Source organism: Finegoldia dalianensis (assembly GCF_046255015.1).
Lineage (GTDB): Bacteria > Bacillota > Clostridia > Tissierellales > Peptoniphilaceae > Finegoldia > Finegoldia magna.
The window spans coordinates 23209-44620 of record NZ_JBDLBQ010000004.1 but is presented as its reverse complement, the minus strand read 5'-3'; the positions used below and the strand labels follow the sequence as shown (position 1 = coordinate 44620).

The following is a 21412-nucleotide window of genomic DNA, read 5'->3' as shown; positions in this document are numbered from 1 at the left end:
AGCTTTTTTAAGATTATTTACAAAATTTTACTCTAAACTTATTATCTTACTTAAAGAAATCCTACTAGATGACTAGCAAACATTACTATAGGAAGTAATAAGATCAAAAGGACATTTAACGCCATAAAAAACTTATCCTTTTCCTTTACCCCAAATATTAAACCAACCACAACATTTTATGTTTTTTAGCAAGATATCTTATAATTCATTTATATTGTCAGTTATGGACATCTTATTAATTCTCTTAATAGGTTTATAAGTTGAAAGAATTACTGAAATCAATATAAATCCTATCGAAATCATTGCTGGCAAAATTGGAAACTGCCAAACAGCATAGGAAAAGTGATTTTCTATCAGTTTTGTGAAGATAATTTTATTCAGTAAAACACCAACTATAATCCCTATAAAACAGCCAAAGAAACCATAGGTTGCTGATTCAACTTTAATCATTCGCTTAATTTGAAGATTGTCCATACCAACTGCACGCATCATTCCATATTGTTTTATTTTTGATGATACGCTTATGGATATGCTGTTGATACTATTTAATAGACTTACAAGACCGATAATCGCTATGAAACCATATACAAAAAACATAAATGCCATATATGTTCCTGTTGTCTTTTGTTCTCTACGATCATTTATTGTATTCTTGTTCCCCATAATCTTTTGAACTTCATTTATACTTTCATTTGAAAAATTCTCATCAGTCTGTAACATGACTAAGTTATATCCATTTTCATTTGTTATCTGTTTGAATGTTTCATTTGAAGTTATTATTGTAGTTTTACCTCCAGTTTCACCATCGCTAGTAAATGGATCATATTTCAATAGTCCAGCTATTTCAAAATCTTCTCCTTTAATTTTTATTTTATCTCCAATTTTATTATTGCTATCTCTATCCCAAGTAGATAAAACACAATGGCTATTGCCAAATACATTCGATAAATCACTTTTTCTCTTTAGGGCTTTATCTTTTTTTAGACTTTTTAAATCAAAATCATCATATGAGATAATATCTATTTTTTCTCTACGGTTAGATTCAGATTCTAAAATTGCATTTACATCAAAAGCGCTTCTTCTACCATATACATTTTTTACTCCATCTACTTCTTTTAATTTATTCAACAAATTTGGATCAATATTATTTGAAATATCCTTACTTGTAATTTCTATATCCGCCCTGGCAGAAGATTGTGGCATGATATAATTTACAAATTGTCCGAAAACTATAAATGTTAGAAACAAGATAATACTTAATGCAAAGGAAGCTGACATTAGAAATAAATTCTTTTTATTTTCTATAGCATGATTTATTCCTAGTGATTTTTCAATATGAAAGAATCTATTATTTACTAACTGTTCATTTCCTATATTAGATTCTGTATTTCCAGAAAGAGCCGCAATTGGAGAAATCCTAGAGGCTTCTTTCGCAGGTTTTTGTGCGGCAATTAAAACACTTGCAAGTCCTACCAGAACACCTGCTAGAATACCAGTTACACTTATTGTAAAAATAGGTATGTTAGAAAATTCTTCTCCAACTATATATCTTAGTCCACCACAAAGAATCCAAGTTGAAACAACACCTATTAACGTACCAATGGGAATAGCTGTTTTGCACCAATTTAGTGACTCTAACCTTACAAACTTTTTAATCTGACCTTTGCTCATCCCAAGAGAGCGCATCATCCCAAAAAACTTAGTTCTTTGAGCAACACTATTATTAATACTTCCAGAAATCATTAAAGCACCAGCTACAAGTATCAAAATAAATAATAACATAGCTACAGGAATTAAAGTTTGCCCCAAGTTACTTTTTAATACATCGTTGAAACTAAAACCAGTATGCTTTAACTTCAATCTATCAATTTCCATTCGTAAGCCAATTTCAGCCATACTAAAAATTGCTGTTACCAAAAATACTGAAATAGCTATGCACATTATAGTTAAATGATTCTGTTTTTTACGAATTTTAGCTGATATTGGAATTAAACTAAGATAACTTTTCATTTGTAACACTTCCCTGATCAACTAGTATTCCATCTGAAACTCTTAAAACTCTATCTGCTGCTTGAGCTATCGAACGGCTATGTGTAATCATAATTATAGTTTGTTCATATTTCTGTGAAGATTCTTTTAGTAAACTAATAACCTCTGAACTATTTTTAGAATCTAGGTTTCCCGTTGGTTCATCCGCTAGAATTAGAGAAGGTCTTGTTATAAGTGCTCTACCTATAGCAACCCTCTGTTGCTGACCACCAGAAAGTTCACTTGGCAAGTGATTCTTTCTCTCTTGTAGTCCTAATATATTTAATAGTTCTTCAAGATACTTTCTATCTGGTTTCTTGTAATCCAATAAAACTGGAAAGATTATGTTTTGTTCCACAGTTAACTCTGGAATCAAATTAAATCCCTGAAAAACAAAACCTATACTTCTGCGACGAAATACTGTAAGCTCGCTATCTTTCATTGAAAACAAATCTTTATTATTAATAATAACCTTACCTTCAGTAGGAGTATCTAGCGCACCTATTATATTCAGTAGGGTACTTTTCCCAGAACCTGACTCTCCTACTATCGCTATATATTCTCCTTTATCTACAGAAAATTTAATATCTTTTAAAGCATGCACTGCATTGTTGCCTTTTCCATATATTTTAGAAACAGATTTAACTTCTAATAAACTCATAAAACACCTCGATCTTATTCTATTTATTAAAGAATAACACTCCATTCCTACAATTAAATTACTAAAATCCTACAATTTTGTAGGATTTCTAAAAGTTAATATAAAAGTAGTCCCATAACCTAATTCACTAGAAACTTCAATTGTGCCTCCATGTCCTTCGATGATAGACTTTGCTAAAGGTAGTCCTAAGCCTATCCCTTGCGAATCTGTTAAATGTCTACTTCTATAGAAACGCTTGAAAATATGGTAAAGATCATCCTCATGTATACCAAAGCCATTATCAGTAATTTTTATCTGTAAAATCGACGAGAATTGTTCCCATTCAATTTTAATTACATCACCGCTTTTAGTATGGTCAAAAGCGTTTTTGACAATATTATTTATTGCTTCCAATAACCAATCTCTATCACAAATAAGATTTATTTTTTCATCTCCAGAAATTTGTAGATGTTTTTTTTCACTTTTTGCACGGTATGTAAAGTGGAGTTCTACATCTTTAATCATTGCATACACATTTTCATTCAATTTTTCAAGAACAATAACACCTGCATCAAACTTAGCTAACTTCAAAAGGTTTTGTATTAATGTATTCATTCGATTAAGCTCATGGTCTGACGCTTCACATAAATCTTTAATTGGATAATCTTTATCAACCTCATTAAAAATAAGTTCATTATATATGTTTAAAGCTGCTAATGGTGTCTTTAGTTGATGAGATATATCAGATATAATATCTCTTAGAAATTTCTTCTCTTTTGTTTCATTCTTGGCTCGGGCATTTAATATTGAAGCCATCTGATTTATGGAATTAAATAATCTGTAAATTGTCCCTTCTTTGTCAGAATCAATCTGAACATTATGATTGCCTTCAAGATACATATTGATTTGTGCTTCTGCATTTTCTATAATTTCTTCTTGGCGTTTTAAATAAAGATAAAATATACCAGGTGTCAAAAAAATAAAAATAAGACTTATAAAAATTGAAGGAGTAGAAATAGTTTTAAATTGTCTCCAAATAAATATTTGCACCAATAAAGCATATAAAAAATTAACAATAAATATATACTTGAAATATCTTTTATTGTTTTCGTCTGAAAATACTGACATCATTGTTTACCTCAACAAGAAACGTTCCACCTATATCCCAGACCTCTAATAGTTTGTATCATTTTGGGATGGCTAGGATTGTCTTCAATTTTCACTCTAAGTCTGCGAATATATACAGTTACGGAATTATTGTCTATATAATTATCATTAATATCCCATAATTTCTCTAAAATTTGATCTTTAGATAGGACAATATTGGGATTTTCCATTAAGAAGCAAAGTAACTTATATTCGCCACTCGTAAGATCTAAAGCGTGACCATTTTTATAAGCAACACTTTCTGATAAATGAATTTTTATACCATTTGATTCGATATTTTGGTTATTATATTTTTCTGTTCTCCTAAGAAGTGCATTTATTCTTGAGATTAAAATACTTAATCTAAATGGCTTAGTTATATAGTCATCTCCACCAATATCCAGACCCATAATTACACTTGTTTCTTCGTCAGAGGCTGTTAGAAAAATAATAGGTACATCAGAGTTTTCTCTGACTTTTCTGCAAAATTCAAACCCTGATCCATCAGGAAGAGATACATCTAAAATTAATAATTCATATTTGTTTTTTGACCATAAATCTAAAGCTTCGCTTATAGTTCTAGCTATATCAGCGTCAAACCCTTGCTTTTCAAAAGAAAATGACAACCCATAAATAAGGCTCTTGTCATCTTCTAATAGTAATATCTTGTTCATATAAAATCTCCTAAAAATCATTAAATCTATGTTAGATTATACATTATAAGTACAAAAATACACTCTATTTTATAATATCACCATTTTCAGTATAAGTAAAAACAGACCCATTACGGATCTGCTATTTGTCGATATCAATTTCAATTTCAGACTTGAATATTACTTTAAGCATTTCATCATAAACCACTATCTTATCCACTAGTTTCCTTACCAATTCTTCATCATAGCTTTCTATTTCTAATTCTTGATTGTCTAAAAACTCTTCTAATTCCATTAGTCTGCTTTGTTCATTCTTCTCTTCCGCCATTTCAATGAGTATCTTTTCTTTTTCATTTCTTAACTCTTCTACTCTGTCTGCAAGGTCTGTGTAGTCTTTCTTGGCATTAGCTACTTTTAAAAGTTCTTCTTGCACTTTCAACATTGCTTGGTCTATTTCTTCTATTCCACTACTTCCATAACCTGTGATGACTTTTTCAATATTCTCTTTTATTATTTCTTTTAATTCACTGCTTTCAGATATAAGTTGATTAATGGCTTCTACGGCTGCCTCTTGTAGGTTTTCTTCTCTTATGGTTCTTGCTTCACATGCTTCTGGTCCATGGGTTACTCTTGTACAGCATCTCCAAACGGTGTACTTTTTCCCTCTGTTGTTCCAAGCAATTCTCCTGTAAATATCCCCGCATTTAGAAAGGTATTTTAGAGCATCTTGTAAATCTTGTGCTGTTTCTTGTTAATATTCTTCAATTAACATCTCGAGTTTTTTGTTACTTCATTTTTTAATTCTTCTGATTCAACAACTCGTAAATTTTCATAATTTTTAACTGGATTTGCTTCGCACGGAGTTTCCATAGGAAAAAGAGTTCATAGGAACTATGTTCAAAATCAACACACATGATGAAATAGTATCTATTATTTTTTTCAACATTAAATCTTCTTCACTTTCTATTTTATTTTTCAATTATAATAAGTTAGCAAGATATTCAATCTCCATTTTTATACCTAAGAGGATTCTTATAATTTATATTCGTGTCTCCTTGTAACCCTAATTTATTAAGCTCTTATTTAATTGCATGAGTAAATACTGCAAACTTAAATAAAATCAAAAAATTTTAACAAAATCTCTTTGTTTTAAACTCTCTAAATCTTTTTTCTTATTTCCATAAGCTGAAAAATTGGTATAAATTTTATTCCCATCGTCATCTTTTTCTAAGTCCATGGTTGTTTAACATTATTCCTGTTATCAGGTAAGTTATAATCTTTTATTTGTTTTTCAACTTGCTATACTCACCTCCACACCCTATGCCCAAAAACATAGAACCGATTATCCATGCATACTCTGTTTTTCCTGTTTTATATGACATGTATATTGATAATATAAGTGTAATAAATGAGATTATTGCTAATATAAGCCATAAGTTCTTTTTGTCCATTTTATTCCTCCAAGATTTTTAACTCATCATTTCTATTCTTATTCTATATTCTTTTGACTTCAACTTCAGCTAACTTTTGTGAATATTATTTATTATCTTTGCTATATAATTTTTAGTCATTGAAAATACTCCATCACTTATTCTTTGAATTCCTTGTTCAAGAAAAATTATTACTATAATACTATTTTAACTTTTCTTTTACTTTAGAAATTGCTCTTTACTTCAATCTTATGTAAAACTCAGATAATGATACCCCTAAATGAATCAAAGAATGTTAAGCATGTCTTTATCTTAGTTAGCCTGATATTTTTGTTCTTCTTTTGATGATCTAATTAAAAAATCTGCTGATGATAGACAAGACTTATTGGATAAAATAAAGAAAATTGAAACTGAAATGAAGAGTTTATCCCAAAATATGGAAAATATAAATACTATAAACAAGTATCGTGAAATCTATAAATACCATAAGAAAAATCCTGAAGACAAGCAATTTGCAGAAGAATATTATAGTGAGCTTTCAGTCTATAAAATAGCGGCTAAAGAAATTTTAGAAAACTATAATAAGCTACCAAATACAAAAGAAATACTATCCAAGCTCGATAAATTGCAAGAAAAAAAGAACACCCTTATGCAAGAGTATTCTTTGAATAAAGAACAATTTTCCGACCTTGTTCAGTATAGGAAAAACTATGAGAATTATTATGGAAATGAAGTGGAGAGGTAGGACTGCTTAACTACCTCTTTTACATTTATTACTTTTCCCACTCGAATAAAATATTTAGTTCATTATATTCTTCTGAATATTTTTCTTTGTCCATGATTACTCCTCAATATATTTTATCAATGATTCATTGTCTACAGTTTTAGCTATTACAATCTCAATAATTGCCGCTAATACATGAATTAATATTAGATAAGCCAACACATATATTAAGTTAAAATTATATTCGAACTTCAATACCATATCTCCGATTATATCTATCAATGTTTTCCCTATTATCCCCCCTAGTATAATTGAAATAATATTAGATATTACTATTATTATTTGTGTTTCAAATATTCTTGATAGTATAAAATGTGATTTTTTCATCCCTAGTGCCATCATAGTTCCTATTTGATTTTTTCTTTCAATAAATGTGGTTATGGATAAATTAATGACATTAAACAAAGCAAATATCAAAAAAACACACGTAAATATCAGTGATGCTAACAAAATTGTTTTGTATTGCTTGTTAAGCTCTTTTACATAATCATCAACTTTATTGAATTCAAGTAATTTATTTTCTGACAAGATGTTTCGAACTTTATCCTCTATAATATTCATTTTTTTCTTATTTATAGAGTCCTTTAATTTTAATGAAATAGAATTGTTAATGTTATAGTCGCATAATTCTTCTAATTTTTTTTCTGGAATACCAAATATATATTCTGAACTTGTATCGTTTAAAATAGCGGATATAGTAAAATCTTTTTCATCAATATGTCCATCTTTCCCTCTAAATTTTAACCTAATAGTGTCCCCTAACTTTGGACTTAGTTTATACACATCTTCAAAAACATTGTTAGCATTATTAACAATCAAATCATTCTCATCTTTTATATCTCCCAATACTAATTTAGTCTTTAATTTATCAATATCAGTTTCTTTATATCCCACAATAGTTGTAACCTGATTGCGTATATCATTCTTTTCTATATCAAAATTTACCGTAGTAGCTTTTTCAATATTAATACGATCAATCTCATCTATTTCCTTAATTTTTGATATTAATTTTTCATCAATTGGATTGTTTTCGGCTTGTGTAAAAGCTTTTTTATAATTGCTTGCATTTATATCATCTGGTTTATACTCCATAAATTTAAATGTGATATTATATTCACCTAATTTGAATTTAGTATTTTTAGCTATATCTTCAGTCGAAATAGAAGAAAAAACACCTATCATAGCAATAAATATTACACTACATAACGCTAAAGATATTAACGTAAATATAGAACGCTTTTTATTCCTTTTAGCATTTAACATACCTAGATATAAAGGAGTAACTTTTTTAGAGCTATGCCTTGGAGCTATAACATCAGTATAAGAAGTATAACTCATTGCTTCAACTGGAGAAATTTTAGATGCGTAATTTGCAGGTCTTAATGTAGAAATACAAGCAATTGTGAATACAAAGATGACTGTTGCAATAAAAATCAAACCATGTATCTTGAAATCAAAAGTTCCTGGTCTAATCAATATATTTACCAAAATTCCCAATAATCCACCCACTATTCCTGAAGGAATTGCAATAAACTGAGCCTGTCTTATTATTAATTTTTTTAAATCTTTACGCTTTAAACCTAGCGCTCTTAATTTACCAAGTTCATTGATGCTTCTATTTATAGATATATAATATATTGAATATAAAACTAATGAAGTTGTAATTGAAAGCAATAGCAAAATAAGCGTAAGTTCTATACTAGCATCACTAATTTTTTGATTATTGGAATAAGTAAAAAACTCATTGTAAATATTAATGTTTTCTTTAGGAATTTCAAACTTATCTCTTATTTCATTAGCTTTACTATAAGCAAACTTCTCTGACTTATCTTTCAAAAATATCATAGAGGAACTTACTTTTACTTTTGAATTCTTAAAATAATTTTCCGATACGTATAAATTAGCCTGACTCACTTCCATATCCCTATATGCTATAGATGATATAGTAAATGTTTTTTCTCCAGAATTATCATCGACTTTTATTTCATCTCCGATTTTCAAACCATATTTGTCTGAAATAGATTTTTCTATCATAATTTCATGTGAATCTATTGGCAATTCACCTTTTATTGAATCGAAATAATTATTATTGTCTAAATAAATTACATTAGTTGGAGATCCTTGAAATTTTACTTGATCAATAATATTTAACGTAACAATTTTATCTATGCTTCTATCTGATTTTATATCATTAATTTTATCAGATTTATTTAATACTGTTATTTGAGGCATGTATTTTGTAGTCTTATGTATGCCAATTTGATTTGATGCAGAAAAAGAAAGTGTCAATGACAAAATAAATGCGGAAAAGATTATTGTTAAACCTATAAGGAAATTTTTATTTTCTCCTCTTATATACTTAGTTGCCAATCTACTAATATAATTCATTATTTTGATAACCTCCCATCTTCAAGACGCACTATACTTGCATATTTATTCTCCAATAAATACTCAACTATATTTTGATCATGGGTAATTAAAATAATTGTTTGGTTAAAATTTCTATTAGTTGAAACAAGTAAATCAATAACATTTTTACTATTTTTGCTGTCTAGATTCCCAGTAGGTTCATCTGCCAATAATATACTTGGTTTTGTTATTAAAGCTCTTGCAATAGCAACTCTTTGTTGCTGTCCGCCCGAAAGTTCATTTGGCATTTTTTGTAATATATCTTCGATACCTAAAGTATCAACTATTTTATTTAGGTATTTCTCATCTTCTACAAGTCCACTAATATTAAGTGGAAAAAGTATATTTTCTTTTATATTCAATATATTTATCAAATTAAACCTTTGAAAAATAAACCCAATATTTTTACTTCTAAATTCAGTCAATCCATTATCGTCTAAATCCGCTAAATTTATACCATTAATTTTTATACTTCCGCTTGTCGCTCTATCCAGCCCTCCTATTATATTTAGGAGCGTAGATTTACCACTACCAGATGCTCCTTGGATTATTAAAAAATCGCCTTTCCCAACTTCTAAATCAACCCCATCCAAAGCCTTTACTTGATTATTTACTGTTCCATAATATTTTTTTATTGCTTTTATATTTAATAATTCCATATTTATCTCCTCCACATGATAACAATTTATTAGAATTATGTTTCAATTTTAGGTCTAGTCTACTACACTTTTATTATATACCAAGACTTCCAATAGCACAACCTCTACACTTAAAGAAGCCAAACACCCTTTTTTATATAAGTATTAGCTTTAAATTTATGTTTATAATATAATACATAATATTTATTTAGTATTTTATCTATTTCCCTAAAAACAAATTTATTTTATCATTATTTACAAATTTTCTAATTTATATTTAAACTATAAATTGTATATTTAAACAAGGCATTAAATCAAATAACTATTGACTATTTTGAATTTATTTAGTATAATTTGATAACTAATTTTATTAATAGGTGGGTTTTATTTTGATTAAAAATCACATAAAAGAATATAGAAAAAAAGAAGGATTGACTCAGTATGAACTAGCACAGAAAATCGATTTAACTAGAAGAGGTGTGATATATTTAGAAAACCATGCCAAAGATGTAAATCTTAGTACGGCAATGAAACTTTCTAAAGTTTTAAAAGTCTCTATCGATGATCTTTTTGAAATGGATGATTAATCCTAAAAAAATGAGGTAACAAATATATTTTTTGGTTGCCTCATTTTTTATTAAAAATATTTAGAACCGCATTTCCCCATAATTAAGTTTATTCGTACAATCTAGCTAAATATTTTATTAAAATATAGTACCTATTGTATTTTTTTGCTATAATAAAATTATATACTAGCAGGAGATTATAATAATTTTTAATTGAACCTGTAAATTAAGCTTTTTACTTAATTTTACAGGTTTTTTGTTTTACATATTTTTAAGGAGATGATTTTTTATGGCAAACAGATATAGAAATAATGGAATATATTTAATGCTTTCAGATGAGGAATTAGAACTATTAAATAAAAATACAAGGCATCTAAGTGTAAATCACTCATGCAATTTATTTTGAAATGTATCTTAGAAAAAGATATTTATGTACTAGATATGGATGTCTTTCGTGATATGTCTACTAATATAAGTCGTACTTCAAGTAATATAAATCAAATTGCTAAAAGGGTAAATAGCACTTCTTTTATTTATAAGGATGATATTGATGATTTGAATAAGTTACTAGAAAAGCAAGCTAGAGACATTTTATTTGAAATTTTTTTGTTAAATAAACTATCTAATATTTGATTTACAAGCATATATTTTACTTTTTTATTTTAAAAGAAGATGATACCGCATCAAGAAAAGTTTCTCTGTTTTTTAAATTATGTAGATGTGCCAAGCTATATAAATATTTGTTAATCGTTCCTAATTATATATGCCTTTAATTAAAATTTTTGAATGTCCTCAAATTCTATAAGTCTTATTTTATTCTCTTTAATCTCCAATATACATGGTATGCTATTGATACCATAGTAATCTAAGATCCTATTAAGCTCAGTATTGTTAAAATATTCACCTATGTCTAAATCTACGACATTCTTAGATAAATCATGTTCCTCACTTTCTTTTTTCACTAGCTCTATTCCATTGCTTATATAATGTAAACAATAAGGACAATCTTTTGATGTTAATAGATATATACCATCTTTTTTACCTATATCTTCCCATTCTATTTGATTCAGCTGCCTTTTCTTTATTTCATAATTAGATAATTGATAAAATTGCTCATAGTTACTAATATTAAATTTGAAAAGTTTAAATATTGCCAAAACAATAACTACTACATATATGCTTTTAATTACTTTTTTGTTCTTCACTTTTTATACCAGCTATTTGAAAAGTAAATTTCCAATGAACATAATAATTGGAAAAGATAATACCAATAACAAGTTCAAAAAAACAAATAGTATAGATTTTCTTTTTATGGATGATATCAAACCAATTATTCCAAGTATAGGACATATAAAAATCGTACTTATACCTAAAGGTTTCAATTCTGTAAATTTATTTAATAAATCTACAGGAAGAATATATGAAATAACAAACACTATTATACCGAGTACAAATGTGTATTTTCCTATATTAGTTCTTAGCATCCAACTTGCCCCACAGTATTAAAATACGTTCTAATTGCCCATGCTACTTTAGCCATTGTTCCTGACATTTCACTTTTATGTTCATCGATATAATCTACCAAGTCTTTATTACACTTACAATTTTTTCTTAATGTTAATGACCATTTGTAGCATTGATCATGTCTCTTGCATCCTTCATCTAGTACATCAGTAGCAGGCTTATTTGAATCTTTTCCACCATATCCTGGTCCACAATAGTTCCCCCATATTGGTAACTCTATTGAACGTGTACTGTAACCTCTAGCATTGGATCCTGAATAATTAGAACTAACTGATTCTAACAATAATCCCTGCTCAATGACTTCTGAACTTTCATCATTATCTTGAGCTTTTTGATAATTAAAATATAATCTGTCATTATCTACAATAATATACTTTTCTACCTTTTCTCCTACTTTTTCAACTTCATTGTAGCTAAAATTTTCTCCATCGGATGCAGCTACATTATTATTAGGAAAAATAAGTACACAAATAGCCAGTACAAAAATTAACCCTAAAAATATTTTTTTAAATTTTTCTTTCATTACATATCTCCTTTAGCCCTTACACTTTACTATCTTGTTTCTAATTTAACTTTATAGTATTTAGAAATTTATTTCAGCTAACTTTTGTGAATACTTTTATATTGACGTATTTTTATCAAACATTAAAAATATAACGTCACATATTCCTTGTATTTCATGGTCATAAAAAATTATTACTATAATACTATTTTAAATTTTCCTTTTTATTTTAGAAATTGCTCTCTACTTCACTCTCATGTCAAGCATATCTTTATCTTAGTTATCCTGATACTTTTGTTCTTATTATGATGTATAAACCGAAATGAAAAAATGTAAATATTATAAATAAATATCATGAGATTTATAAATACAACAAGAAAAATCCTGAAGATAAACAATTTGCAGATGAGTATTATAGTGAACTTTCTGTCTATAAAATAGCCGCTAAAGAAATTTTATAAAACTATAAAAAATTACCAAATACAAAAGAAATATTATCCAATCTCGATAAACTGCAAGAAAAAAAGAACACCCTTATGCAAGAGTATTCTTTGAATAAAGAACAATTTTCTGACCTTGTTAAGTATAGGAAAAACTATGAAAATTATTATGGGAAGGAAGTGGAGAGATAAAATGCTATAAGCAGATAAACTTATATCTTTTTAAGATTATTTACAAAATTTTACTCTAAGCTTATTATATTACTTAAAGAGATCCTACTAGATGACCTGCGAACATTGATATAGGAAGTAATAAGATCAAAAGGATATTTAATAACATAAACAACTTATCCTTTTCCTTTACTCCAAATATTAAACCTATTAGTCCAATAATTGGGCAAACAAACATTGATGTGATTCCGGTTGGCCTTAAACTTGTATAGCTTTCAAATATACCTACTGGAAGTAGATAAGAGATCACAAATATCACAAGTCCGAGTAGAAATATCTTCTTGCTTATTTTTCCTTTCATAAACACTCCTAATAAATTTTTAATTAATTTAATTATATACAATTAATATTTTTTAATTTCTTCAAATTCAATAAGTTTTACTTCATTATTTTTAATCTCCAATATACATGGTATAGTATTAATAGAATAATACTCTAAAATTTTATTAAGATCAGCATTGTTAAAATATTCATCTATATCTAAATCTACGATATTTTTAGATAAATCATGTTCTTCGCTTTCTTTTTTTACAATATCTATTCCTCTACTTATATAACGTAAACAGTAAGGACAACCTTTTGATGTCAATAGATATACCCCATCTTTTTTGCCGATATCTTTCCATTCTATTTTATTTAGCTGCCTCTTCTTTATATCATAATTAGATATTTGATAAAATTGCTCATAGTTGCTAATATTTAATTTAAATAGTTTAAATATTGCTAAAACAATTACCACTAGATATACAGCTTTGAGTATTTTTTTATTTTTCATTTTAATACCTGCTATTTAAAAAGTACATTTCCAATACACATAGCTATTGAAAAATACAATATCAATAAAAGTTTAAAAGTGTGAATTGTATAGATTTTCTTTTTAAGGAAAATATCAATCCTATTATTCCAAGAACCGGACATATAAATATTGTACTTATGTCCAAAGGTTTTAATTCTGTAAATTTATTTAATAAATTCATAGGAAAAATATATGATATAACAAAAACTACTATACAGAGTGGAATTGTGTGTTTCTCTAAATTAATTCTTAGCATCCAACTTGCCCAACAGTATTAAAATATGTCCTAATTGCCCATGCTACTTTAGCCATTGTTCCTGACATTTGACTTTTATGTGCATCAATATAATCCACTAAGTCTTTATTACATTTACAATTTTTTCTAAGTGTTAAAGACCATTTATAACATTGATCATGCCTTTTACACCCTTCATCTAGTACATCAGTAGCCGGCTTATTTGAATCTTTTCCACCATATCCTGGTCCACAATAATTACCCCATATTGGTAACCCTATTGAACGTGTACTATAACCTTTTACATTAGATTTTGAATAATTGGAACTAACTGATTCTAACAATAATCCTTGCTCAATGACTTCTGCACTTTCATTATTATCTTGAGCTTTTTGATAATTAAAATATAATCTGTCATTATCTACAATTATATACTTTTCTACCTTTTCACCTATTTTTTCAACTTCACTATAACTAAGCTCCTCTCCATCAGCGGCAGCTACATCATTATTTGGTAAAATAAGTACACAAATGGCTAATAAAAAAGTTATTCCTAATAATATTTTTTTTAATTTTTCTTTCATGATATATCTCCTTTACAATTCTTGTTAAATTCTTAATATCCTTCAACTAAATTTTCTTAATAATATATACTTAGATGCATTATATCCTCCTCCCTATAATTCAAATTTATATGCCATCTTATATATTTAACTTTAGAATATTTTAAATTTAATTTCAGCTAACTTTTGTGAATATTTTATTACAATAGATTAGTTCAATTTTCATAGTACAATTTACATACTTATATTTTTATCATATAGTCTGCAATACTTTTTTCACTATCATCATGTGTAATTATGATAATTATTTTATCTTTCGATATATTATATATATATCTAAGAACTTTTTCCTTATTTATTTCATCCAACCCCGCAGTTGGTTCATCTAATATTAATAAATCAAATTTTTTTATAGTATTCCTTAATATATCTAGTCTTTTTATTTGACCCCCAGAAAAATTACTATTATCTTTTTTTATTATTGTATTCCACTCTTTATCTTTTTTTATTATTTCCTGGTAAATATTAAGTTTTTTGGCAGTTGTTAATATTTTATTCTTATCTTCATTCACTAATAATAGATTATTCATTATACTATCATTATAAAATATCGGAAATTGCATAACATAGGATATTTTTTCTCTATATTTATTTTTATTTATATTATTAAGATTAATATTATTTACTAATATTTTTCCATCGTATTTATCAAGAAATCCACAAATCAAATTAGCAATTGTTGTCTTTCCTTGACCACTTTTACCTTCTAATGCATATATGAATCCCTTATTTAAATTAAAATTTAAATTCTCAAATATTTTTATGTTTTTTTTATATTCAAAAGTAACATTTTTAAACTCTATATTTTCTATATTTTCAATCCTATAATTTAGGTTTTTTTCATTTTGATATTCCATGAATTGATTTAAATTTTTTAATGATTCTTTCGCTATATAATAATCATTAAAAAAATCAGATATGTGCAAAATAGGGGAAGTTAACATTGCTTGATAGTTCATTAAAGCTAACATTGTGCCTACAGACATTAATCCATTTGTAATTTTACTAGCTCCCATAATCCAGATAAAAATAATTCCTATAAATTGACAGCAAAATGTCAATGCCCCATCAAATAAGATTAATTTGTTCCTGTTTAAAATTTCTTTTTGATATTTTGATGTAGATGAAATAGCTTTATTAATAGTATAATTAACACAATTATTTAACCTTGAATTCTTCCAATTACAAAATATATCTTCAAAAATAGATATTAAGTCCGAATAACATTTTAAAACTAGCGAGCTCGATTCTTCAATTAATTTTCCGTAATAATTAATAATTACTGGAATTAATACTAAAAAGGAAATATTTATCAAAGTTACTTTTACATCAATTTTAATCATAAATGGAATTACAAATATTAACAAAATTGTGTCTGAAAATATCATTATTAAATTTGAAACTCCAAATTTTTTTATTGTTTCTATATCTTTATCTATTTTTACTTGTATATCACTATAATTATTTTCTAAATAATATTCATTATCTATTCTATATAATTTTTCCACAATACTACACTTCAAATTTGATGCTATAAGCTCTGATATACATTGAGTAAAGTATTCTATTAAATTTTTGCCAATATAACTAACAAAAACTAAAAATAAGAATATTATTAATATTTTTCTATTAATCGAAATATTATTAGCTTTTGATAAAGAGTCAATTAAAATCGCTTGACATTTAGGTCTAAACAGAGAAGATATAGCAGAAATAATAATAACGCCAAGCAAAAGTATATACAATATTATCATTTTCTTTTCAATGCAATATTTTTTTATAAATTTAAAATATAAATTTTTTTCTCTCATATAACCCTCTTAGAATATTTTTATAAAATCTAACCCTTTATTCTCAAATTCTCTTAAATAAATTTCAAAATCTCTAACGTTATCTATTTCTACTTCACTAACTACATTTAGATCATATTGTAACGCATTTTTAAATAAAAAATCTAAAAATTTTAGTCTTTCATTAAAACTCATCTTAACATAGTTTTTATTAATAAATAATGTATTGCTCTGATCAATACGCTCCTTAAATTTATAATTTTCATAGTCATTAAACACTTTATTATTTTTTATATCTAAAAGATTTATTAATTCTCCTCTTGGTTTAAATGAAATTAATAAATCTTTATTTTTTAAAGTTAGTTTTTTCCCAGTTAACATTTTTTTAGAAAGGACACCAACAATTTTTGCACATAAATAACTATTCCCCGTAAATCTCTTACCTTTTAATAAAACATCGTTATATTTGAAACATATATTCTTCCCAATTTTATAAAAATTATCATTTTTATAAATATAACTATATCCACAAATACTAGATTCTACACCCATGACTAAAGGGCTACTTGCAATATAAGTTTCTGGATTATTTGAGTTATCAAATGAAGACACAATTAATATTCCTTTCTTTTTTAATTCTCCTATTAATTTATCTATTATTTTATTCTTTATAACTCGATTTGTTCCTAGACTAACATTAATTATATCTACATCCATTAATAAACACTTTTCCAAAGCCCAATATAAATCCCTTAATTCTCCAAAATTATTTAAATTGAGAATCGGTAAAATGACAAATTCTATATTTCTTTCACAAGAATCGCCTAATTTGTTTTTTATTAAATCAAGTATTATTTTTGTGTGAAAATTATTAATATTTTGAATTTTACTATTATTAACTGTTATTATATTTTTTTCTTCGTCGTTTCTGTAATAACCATCTATTATCCCTATTTTTATTTTTTTCATACTAAATATACCGTATTTATAAATTTAAAATTCCTGTTTTTTTAATATATGAATAGCCAGGAATAAAGATATGAAAACAATTATTATAATAGAAGCCATCTCCCATATTTTATACGGATTATTAGCATTGAATATTAAAATATATGCTGAACTCCAAGGCAATATATATGGTATAATATTATTAGCTTGTAAGAATCCAACAGACAATAGAATAGTAATCGCTCCTGAAATAAAGGACACTATATAATTCTTCTTTTGAGCTATACATACTACTATATTAGGAATTAAGATAAGAAATCCTAATATCAATGTTTTTAAATATATAATAGATAAATATTCAATATAACTAGAATATTCAAGATTTTTAAAAATAACTAACCCACCAATTAATGCCATTAAATAACTACATATTGTTATTATTAAATGTAAACTAAACCAAATAGCAATTTTACCTATAATAAAGTCAAATCTATTTTTTAAATATGCAAGTAAGTTTTGTGTAATATTATTTGAATACTCTCTTTGAATTATTAAAGTTATAAAAATTATGCTTATCATATGTAATAGTATAAAATTACCAATCAATATATTTGACCATACCCATTTTTCAACTCCTATTCTTCTAACTGACTCAGCCATAAAAACATCTTTAAAAACTATAAAACCTGTCAATATAATTGACGCATATATAGAACCCAAATAAATCTTTGTCCCTTTAATTTTTAAAAATTCTCTATTTAATCTTTCCAATTTTGGCACCTACCATTTCTTCAAAATGCTCTTCTAGAGAAGTTCGTTGAAAATATATCTCTGAAATTCTGAATTTATTCTTATATATTAAATCTAAGATTCTTTCGGAATTTATAACTTCACCTTGAATGACTAACGTTTGTTCATAAATTTTATAAAAATAATTTAATTTATATTTTTCGAGCATTTGTTTTATTTCTTTTGGATTATTAGATTTTACTATAAGTTTATTCATCTGTTGTATATCAGACATATTAAAACTTTCTACAATTCTCTTGTCGTATAGTAAATCAATTTCATCTGCTATCTTCTCGATTTCTGGCAAATTATGACTTGATACTAAAATTGATTTTCCAGAATAAGTCAATTTTTTCAATAAATTTCTAATTTCTATTATTCCAGAAGGATCTAGCCCATTAAATGGTTCATCTAATATTAATAAATCTGGATTAGCTAATATAGCTCTGGCTAAACCTAATCTTTGTTTCATTCCTAAAGAATAATTATCAAAAATCACATCAGTATACTTATAAAGCCCAACTTCTTTTATCACTTCACTTATTCTTTCGTTTTTAATATCTAATAACGATGCAAAAATTTTAAGATTATCAAAAGCAGATAAATTTGGATAAAATGCAGGATATTCTATTAAAAATCCTAACTTGTTTTTCCCTTTAAATTTAAAATTAATTTCTCCTGAATCTATTTTTACCAAACCAACTATACATTTCATTAAAGTTGACTTTCCTGCACCATTTTCACCTAATAATCCTACAATTTTCCCCGAATCAATTGTTAAATTAATATTATTTAAAATTGTTTTTTTGTCATATGATTTTGTTAAATCACTTATTTCTAAACAACTCATTCCAAGATCTCCTTTCTTTCAAATCAAGTATGTAATTCTTAGACTTCCCAGATATAAATTCTTTTAAATTTTCCTTACAACTTTGTTGTTTATCATAATTAAACAATGAAAAAATAATTAATTCTTTAAAAAATTCACAATTACAACGTTTATTTTCACCATAACTAACTCTTTCAGCATAACAATTACCTCCACAAAAATATTTTATTTCACAATTATTGCAGAATAAATTATTACATAAATTTAAAGGGCTTAAATCAACACCACTCAATAATTTTTTCTCATTAATTTCACCATCAATTATATTTCCATATTTAAAAAAATCTTTTTCTAAACTATGGCACGCATAAACTTCTCCTTCTGCATTTATTGATATAGTCTTATTCCCTGCAGAACAATTTAATTTAGGCCTAATTATCGGAAATAAAAAATTATGTATTTTATGCGATATATTTTTAACTGTAGCGAAATGACAATATATTTTATAATACAGATTATTCACTTCTTCTTCCTCTAGTAAAATGCCTTTATTTATCATCGCTTTTCCAATTGGTGCCACTATCTTCAAAGATATATCTACATCTTTATTATTGCAATAATCTAAAAAATTTATCACTCTTAATATATTTTTCTTAGTAACAACATAAGAAAGAGCTACCTTAACATTTCTCTTACGAAATTCATTTATACAATTATCTAACCATTTAATCATCGAAATATCTTCGAATAAATTTTCTACGCTTATAATGATGTAATCGATATTTTTTGCAATATCATTTATATTATTTTTATTAATAAGCAAACCATTAGTTGATAATATCATTTTATACCTGGCATCCTTCAATTTTAATATGCTTAATATTTCAGGATGCTTTAATGGTTCACCTCCTGTCAAAACAAGCCTTTTAAAATTTATGCCCTTTAACCAACTAAAAATTATATTAAAATTTTTTAAATCTACATATGGTTCAACTATATTATTAGACGAAGCAGAACAACAAAATTCACACGATAAATTACAATTGTTCGTTATTTTAAGATAAATTGTGTTTTTATTATTATAGTTAGTATCAGTTAAAAATAACTCTTCATTTTTTTTAGTTAAGAATCCATCTTCTATAAGTAACTTTTCTATTTTATGTTTATGAGATTCTATTTCTTTTATTTTTATCTTTACATAAGACGAATTATATATATTATATATAATAATATATCCTTGGCTTTCCAAAATGTATGTTCCTTCAGTTAACTTCATTAAGTTTTCTCCATTTATCAATTATTTTATTGCTTATTCTATTATTTATTTTATACATTTCACAAAAAAAATTCGGTACGCCACATTCTTCTCCTGTTATTTCTTCATTTAAAAAAACACAATCAGGAACGTGGCAATATTCTTTTAAATCGCACTTCACACACGTACTATTAAATTTACGTTTATAATTACCATAAGGTTTGACTTTGTACTCTATAATTCCTGCATCTACATCTCCTATAACTGCTTTTTCTAATGATTGACACATTCCACAACTTAAAATTCTACCATCAGCTTTTATAGTAAATTGTATAATCCCCCCTCCACAAAAATAATGTTGTTTCGGATTAATTATAGCTTGGATACCTTTTTCTAAAAAATCCCAATAGTAAGACTTATCTTTATTACATAAATTAAAATAATATTGAGCACATTTTCTCAATTCTACCTCTAAAATATCTAGTTGTTTATCATCCCAATTATAAGTAACATCCAAAGAGGAAGATATTTTTTTAAATCCAATATTAATAATTTGTACAAACGATTTGAAAAATTCTTTATAATTGTTTTTTGAAATTACCATATGAGCAATGCATTGATTTTGAAAATCCTCAGGATAACTATCTATTATGTTGTCTATGTTATGCTTTATTAACTGAAAAGAACCTTCACTAGTATTTCTAAATGTCCTATTTTTATTCTGTGTTTCTTCACCACCATCAATACTAATCCCTAGCAAAAATTTCTTTTCCATTAAATATCGAAAAACTTCTTTGCTCAATAAAGTTCCATTAGTAACCATTGAATATTTAACATTTATATTGCTTTTATCAAATTTTTCAACTATGTATTTAATACTTTCAATTTCTAATAGGGGTTCTCCACCTGAAAATTCAATGGTCGCTTCATTCTGTTTTAAATATCTAAGTCTATTTCTAATTAATGCTATTCTCTTATTTAAATCTTGAATATTCAAAGATTTTTGATTTGCTTTTTCTAAAAAGCAATAAGAACATTCTAAATTACAACTATTCGAAACTTCAATATCACAATAAATCATATACCCTCCTCTATTTCAAAGTGTAAAACATTGTGAAAATCGCAAAAAATATATAATAATAATATAGTAAAAAAT

Annotated in this window: 21 protein-coding genes and 4 pseudogenes; 4 read left to right on the top strand and 21 right to left on the bottom strand. The window is 26.2% G+C overall.

Features of this window, described 5'->3' with window-relative positions:
* Window positions 1-198: 198 nt before the first annotated feature.
* From ABDJ34_RS05080 to ABDJ34_RS05050, 7 genes and pseudogenes are all read right to left on the bottom strand, one after another.
* Window positions 199-2010 carry an ABC transporter permease gene (locus ABDJ34_RS05080; RefSeq protein WP_412701590.1) on the bottom strand — a complete coding sequence of 604 codons (1812 nt, stop codon included), beginning with the start codon at window positions 2008-2010 and terminating at the stop codon, window positions 199-201.
* Entirely contained in the window at window positions 1994-2689 is a 696-nt protein-coding gene (locus ABDJ34_RS05075) for an ABC transporter ATP-binding protein (protein WP_412701589.1), read from the bottom strand. The genes ABDJ34_RS05080 and ABDJ34_RS05075 overlap by 17 nt, the downstream gene beginning before the upstream one ends.
* Window positions 2690-2758: 69 nt before the next feature.
* A complete protein-coding gene (locus tag ABDJ34_RS05070; protein ID WP_412701588.1) occupies window positions 2759-3799 on the bottom strand; it encodes a sensor histidine kinase in 1041 nt (346 codons plus the stop codon).
* 8 nt (window positions 3800-3807) lie between these two features.
* On the bottom strand, window positions 3808-4488 hold the full coding sequence (locus ABDJ34_RS05065; RefSeq protein WP_316498205.1) for a response regulator transcription factor: 681 nt from the start codon (window positions 4486-4488) through the stop codon (window positions 3808-3810).
* Window positions 4489-4609: 121 nt separating this feature from the next.
* Complete coding sequence (locus ABDJ34_RS05060; RefSeq protein ID WP_239540925.1) at window positions 4610-4909, bottom strand: hypothetical protein; 300 nt, start codon at window positions 4907-4909, stop codon at window positions 4610-4612.
* A 117-nt stretch (window positions 4910-5026) separates the two neighbouring features.
* Window positions 5027-5161, bottom strand: a pseudogene (locus ABDJ34_RS05055) (recombinase zinc beta ribbon domain-containing protein); the annotation flags it as partial.
* 586 nt (window positions 5162-5747) lie between these two features.
* Entirely contained in the window at window positions 5748-5918 is a 171-nt protein-coding gene (locus ABDJ34_RS05050) for a hypothetical protein (RefSeq protein WP_205051461.1), read from the bottom strand.
* Between the two features lie 313 nt (window positions 5919-6231).
* Here ABDJ34_RS05050 and ABDJ34_RS05045 point away from each other — a divergent pair.
* Window positions 6232-6642, top strand: a pseudogene (locus ABDJ34_RS05045) (hypothetical protein); the annotation flags it as partial.
* Window positions 6643-6738: 96 nt separating this feature from the next.
* Here ABDJ34_RS05045 and ABDJ34_RS05040 read toward each other — a convergent pair.
* Together ABDJ34_RS05040 and ABDJ34_RS05035 are read right to left on the bottom strand one after the other, a co-directional pair.
* The gene (locus ABDJ34_RS05040) at window positions 6739-9069 is read right to left on the bottom strand and encodes an ABC transporter permease (protein WP_412701587.1); all 2331 of its coding nucleotides are present in this window, start codon (window positions 9067-9069) and stop codon (window positions 6739-6741) included.
* Window positions 9069-9749: an ABC transporter ATP-binding protein gene (locus tag ABDJ34_RS05035; protein WP_412701586.1), complete on the bottom strand. Its 681-nt coding sequence runs from the start codon at window positions 9747-9749 to the stop codon at window positions 9069-9071. Before ABDJ34_RS05035 ends, ABDJ34_RS05040 begins: the two co-directional genes overlap by 1 nt.
* Before the next feature lie 368 nt (window positions 9750-10117).
* Here ABDJ34_RS05035 and ABDJ34_RS05030 point away from each other — a divergent pair, with 368 nt between their 5' ends.
* Entirely contained in the window at window positions 10118-10315 is a 198-nt protein-coding gene (locus ABDJ34_RS05030; protein ID WP_412701585.1) for a helix-turn-helix transcriptional regulator, read from the top strand.
* Between the two features lie 268 nt (window positions 10316-10583).
* A pseudogene (locus ABDJ34_RS05025) lies at window positions 10584-10927 on the top strand (plasmid mobilization relaxosome protein MobC).
* A gap of 140 nt (window positions 10928-11067) precedes the next feature.
* On the opposite strand, the gene ABDJ34_RS05020 reads toward ABDJ34_RS05025, so the two are convergent.
* From ABDJ34_RS05020 to ABDJ34_RS05010, 3 genes are read right to left on the bottom strand one after another with little or no spacing between them, the layout of a single operon-like run.
* On the bottom strand, window positions 11068-11499 hold the full coding sequence (locus ABDJ34_RS05020; RefSeq protein ID WP_004818328.1) for a hypothetical protein: 432 nt from the start codon (window positions 11497-11499) through the stop codon (window positions 11068-11070).
* 12 nt (window positions 11500-11511) lie between these two features.
* The gene (locus tag ABDJ34_RS05015; RefSeq protein WP_004167056.1) at window positions 11512-11778 is read right to left on the bottom strand and encodes a hypothetical protein; all 267 of its coding nucleotides are present in this window, start codon (window positions 11776-11778) and stop codon (window positions 11512-11514) included.
* Window positions 11772-12341 (bottom strand): hypothetical protein, encoded by a 570-nt coding sequence (locus tag ABDJ34_RS05010; protein WP_412701584.1) that lies wholly within the window; start codon window positions 12339-12341, stop codon window positions 11772-11774. Before ABDJ34_RS05010 ends, ABDJ34_RS05015 begins: the two co-directional genes overlap by 7 nt.
* 305 nt (window positions 12342-12646) lie before the next feature.
* Between ABDJ34_RS05010 and ABDJ34_RS05005 the strand changes: the two are divergent.
* Window positions 12647-12952 (top strand): annotated as a pseudogene (locus ABDJ34_RS05005) (relaxase/mobilization nuclease domain-containing protein); the annotation flags it as partial.
* A gap of 73 nt (window positions 12953-13025) precedes the next feature.
* Here ABDJ34_RS05005 and ABDJ34_RS05000 read toward each other — a convergent pair.
* The 9 genes from ABDJ34_RS05000 to ABDJ34_RS04960 form a co-directional block, all read right to left on the bottom strand.
* A complete protein-coding gene (locus tag ABDJ34_RS05000) occupies window positions 13026-13292 on the bottom strand; it encodes a hypothetical protein (protein ID WP_000676624.1) in 267 nt (88 codons plus the stop codon).
* Window positions 13293-13334: 42 nt separating this feature from the next.
* Complete coding sequence (locus ABDJ34_RS04995; RefSeq protein WP_412701583.1) at window positions 13335-13766, bottom strand: hypothetical protein; 432 nt, start codon at window positions 13764-13766, stop codon at window positions 13335-13337.
* A gap of 270 nt (window positions 13767-14036) precedes the next feature.
* Entirely contained in the window at window positions 14037-14606 is a 570-nt protein-coding gene (locus ABDJ34_RS04990) for a hypothetical protein (protein WP_412701582.1), read from the bottom strand.
* Window positions 14607-14827: 221 nt separating this feature from the next.
* A complete protein-coding gene (locus ABDJ34_RS04985) occupies window positions 14828-16456 on the bottom strand; it encodes an ATP-binding cassette domain-containing protein (RefSeq protein WP_412701581.1) in 1629 nt (542 codons plus the stop codon).
* A 9-nt stretch (window positions 16457-16465) separates the two neighbouring features.
* On the bottom strand, window positions 16466-17404 hold the full coding sequence (locus ABDJ34_RS04980) for a S8/S53 family peptidase (RefSeq protein ID WP_412701580.1): 939 nt from the start codon (window positions 17402-17404) through the stop codon (window positions 16466-16468).
* Between the two features lie 24 nt (window positions 17405-17428).
* Entirely contained in the window at window positions 17429-18163 is a 735-nt protein-coding gene (locus tag ABDJ34_RS04975; protein ID WP_001125177.1) for an ABC transporter permease, read from the bottom strand.
* Window positions 18138-19022, bottom strand: a complete 885-nt coding sequence (locus tag ABDJ34_RS04970) for an ATP-binding cassette domain-containing protein (RefSeq protein WP_004026777.1) — start codon at window positions 19020-19022, stop codon at window positions 18138-18140. The genes ABDJ34_RS04975 and ABDJ34_RS04970 overlap by 26 nt, the downstream gene beginning before the upstream one ends.
* Window positions 19000-20277 carry a radical SAM protein gene (locus tag ABDJ34_RS04965; RefSeq protein ID WP_412701579.1) on the bottom strand — a complete coding sequence of 426 codons (1278 nt, stop codon included), beginning with the start codon at window positions 20275-20277 and terminating at the stop codon, window positions 19000-19002. Before ABDJ34_RS04965 ends, ABDJ34_RS04970 begins: the two co-directional genes overlap by 23 nt.
* Window positions 20264-21337: a radical SAM protein gene (locus ABDJ34_RS04960; RefSeq protein ID WP_412701578.1), complete on the bottom strand. Its 1074-nt coding sequence runs from the start codon at window positions 21335-21337 to the stop codon at window positions 20264-20266. The genes ABDJ34_RS04965 and ABDJ34_RS04960 overlap by 14 nt, the downstream gene beginning before the upstream one ends.
* Between the last annotated feature and the right edge of the window lie 75 nt (window positions 21338-21412).

Coding starts and splice junctions, on each gene's coding strand:
- ABDJ34_RS05080 (WP_412701590.1), bottom strand. CDS start 2,010: ATGAAAAGTTATCTTAGTTTAATTCCAATATCAGCTAAAATTCGTAAA.
- ABDJ34_RS05075 (WP_412701589.1), bottom strand. CDS start 2,689: ATGAGTTTATTAGAAGTTAAATCTGTTTCTAAAATATATGGAAAAGGC.
- ABDJ34_RS05070 (WP_412701588.1), bottom strand. CDS start 3,799: ATGATGTCAGTATTTTCAGACGAAAACAATAAAAGATATTTCAAGTAT.
- ABDJ34_RS05065 (WP_316498205.1), bottom strand. CDS start 4,488: ATGAACAAGATATTACTATTAGAAGATGACAAGAGCCTTATTTATGGG.
- ABDJ34_RS05060 (WP_239540925.1), bottom strand. CDS start 4,909: ATGTTGAAAGTGCAAGAAGAACTTTTAAAAGTAGCTAATGCCAAGAAA.
- ABDJ34_RS05050 (WP_205051461.1), bottom strand. CDS start 5,918: ATGGACAAAAAGAACTTATGGCTTATATTAGCAATAATCTCATTTATT.
- ABDJ34_RS05040 (WP_412701587.1), bottom strand. CDS start 9,069: ATGAATTATATTAGTAGATTGGCAACTAAGTATATAAGAGGAGAAAAT.
- ABDJ34_RS05035 (WP_412701586.1), bottom strand. CDS start 9,749: ATGGAATTATTAAATATAAAAGCAATAAAAAAATATTATGGAACAGTA.
- ABDJ34_RS05015 (WP_004167056.1), bottom strand. CDS start 11,778: ATGCTAAGAACTAATATAGGAAAATACACATTTGTACTCGGTATAATA.
- ABDJ34_RS05010 (WP_412701584.1), bottom strand. CDS start 12,341: ATGAAAGAAAAATTTAAAAAAATATTTTTAGGGTTAATTTTTGTACTG.
- ABDJ34_RS05000 (WP_000676624.1), bottom strand. CDS start 13,292: ATGAAAGGAAAAATAAGCAAGAAGATATTTCTACTCGGACTTGTGATA.
- ABDJ34_RS04995 (WP_412701583.1), bottom strand. CDS start 13,766: ATGAAAAATAAAAAAATACTCAAAGCTGTATATCTAGTGGTAATTGTT.
- ABDJ34_RS04990 (WP_412701582.1), bottom strand. CDS start 14,606: ATGAAAGAAAAATTAAAAAAAATATTATTAGGAATAACTTTTTTATTA.
- ABDJ34_RS04985 (WP_412701581.1), bottom strand. CDS start 16,456: ATGAGAGAAAAAAATTTATATTTTAAATTTATAAAAAAATATTGCATT.
- ABDJ34_RS04980 (WP_412701580.1), bottom strand. CDS start 17,404: ATGAAAAAAATAAAAATAGGGATAATAGATGGTTATTACAGAAACGAC.
- ABDJ34_RS04970 (WP_004026777.1), bottom strand. CDS start 19,022: ATGAGTTGTTTAGAAATAAGTGATTTAACAAAATCATATGACAAAAAA.
- ABDJ34_RS04965 (WP_412701579.1), bottom strand. CDS start 20,277: ATGAAGTTAACTGAAGGAACATACATTTTGGAAAGCCAAGGATATATT.
- ABDJ34_RS04960 (WP_412701578.1), bottom strand. CDS start 21,337: ATGATTTATTGTGATATTGAAGTTTCGAATAGTTGTAATTTAGAATGT.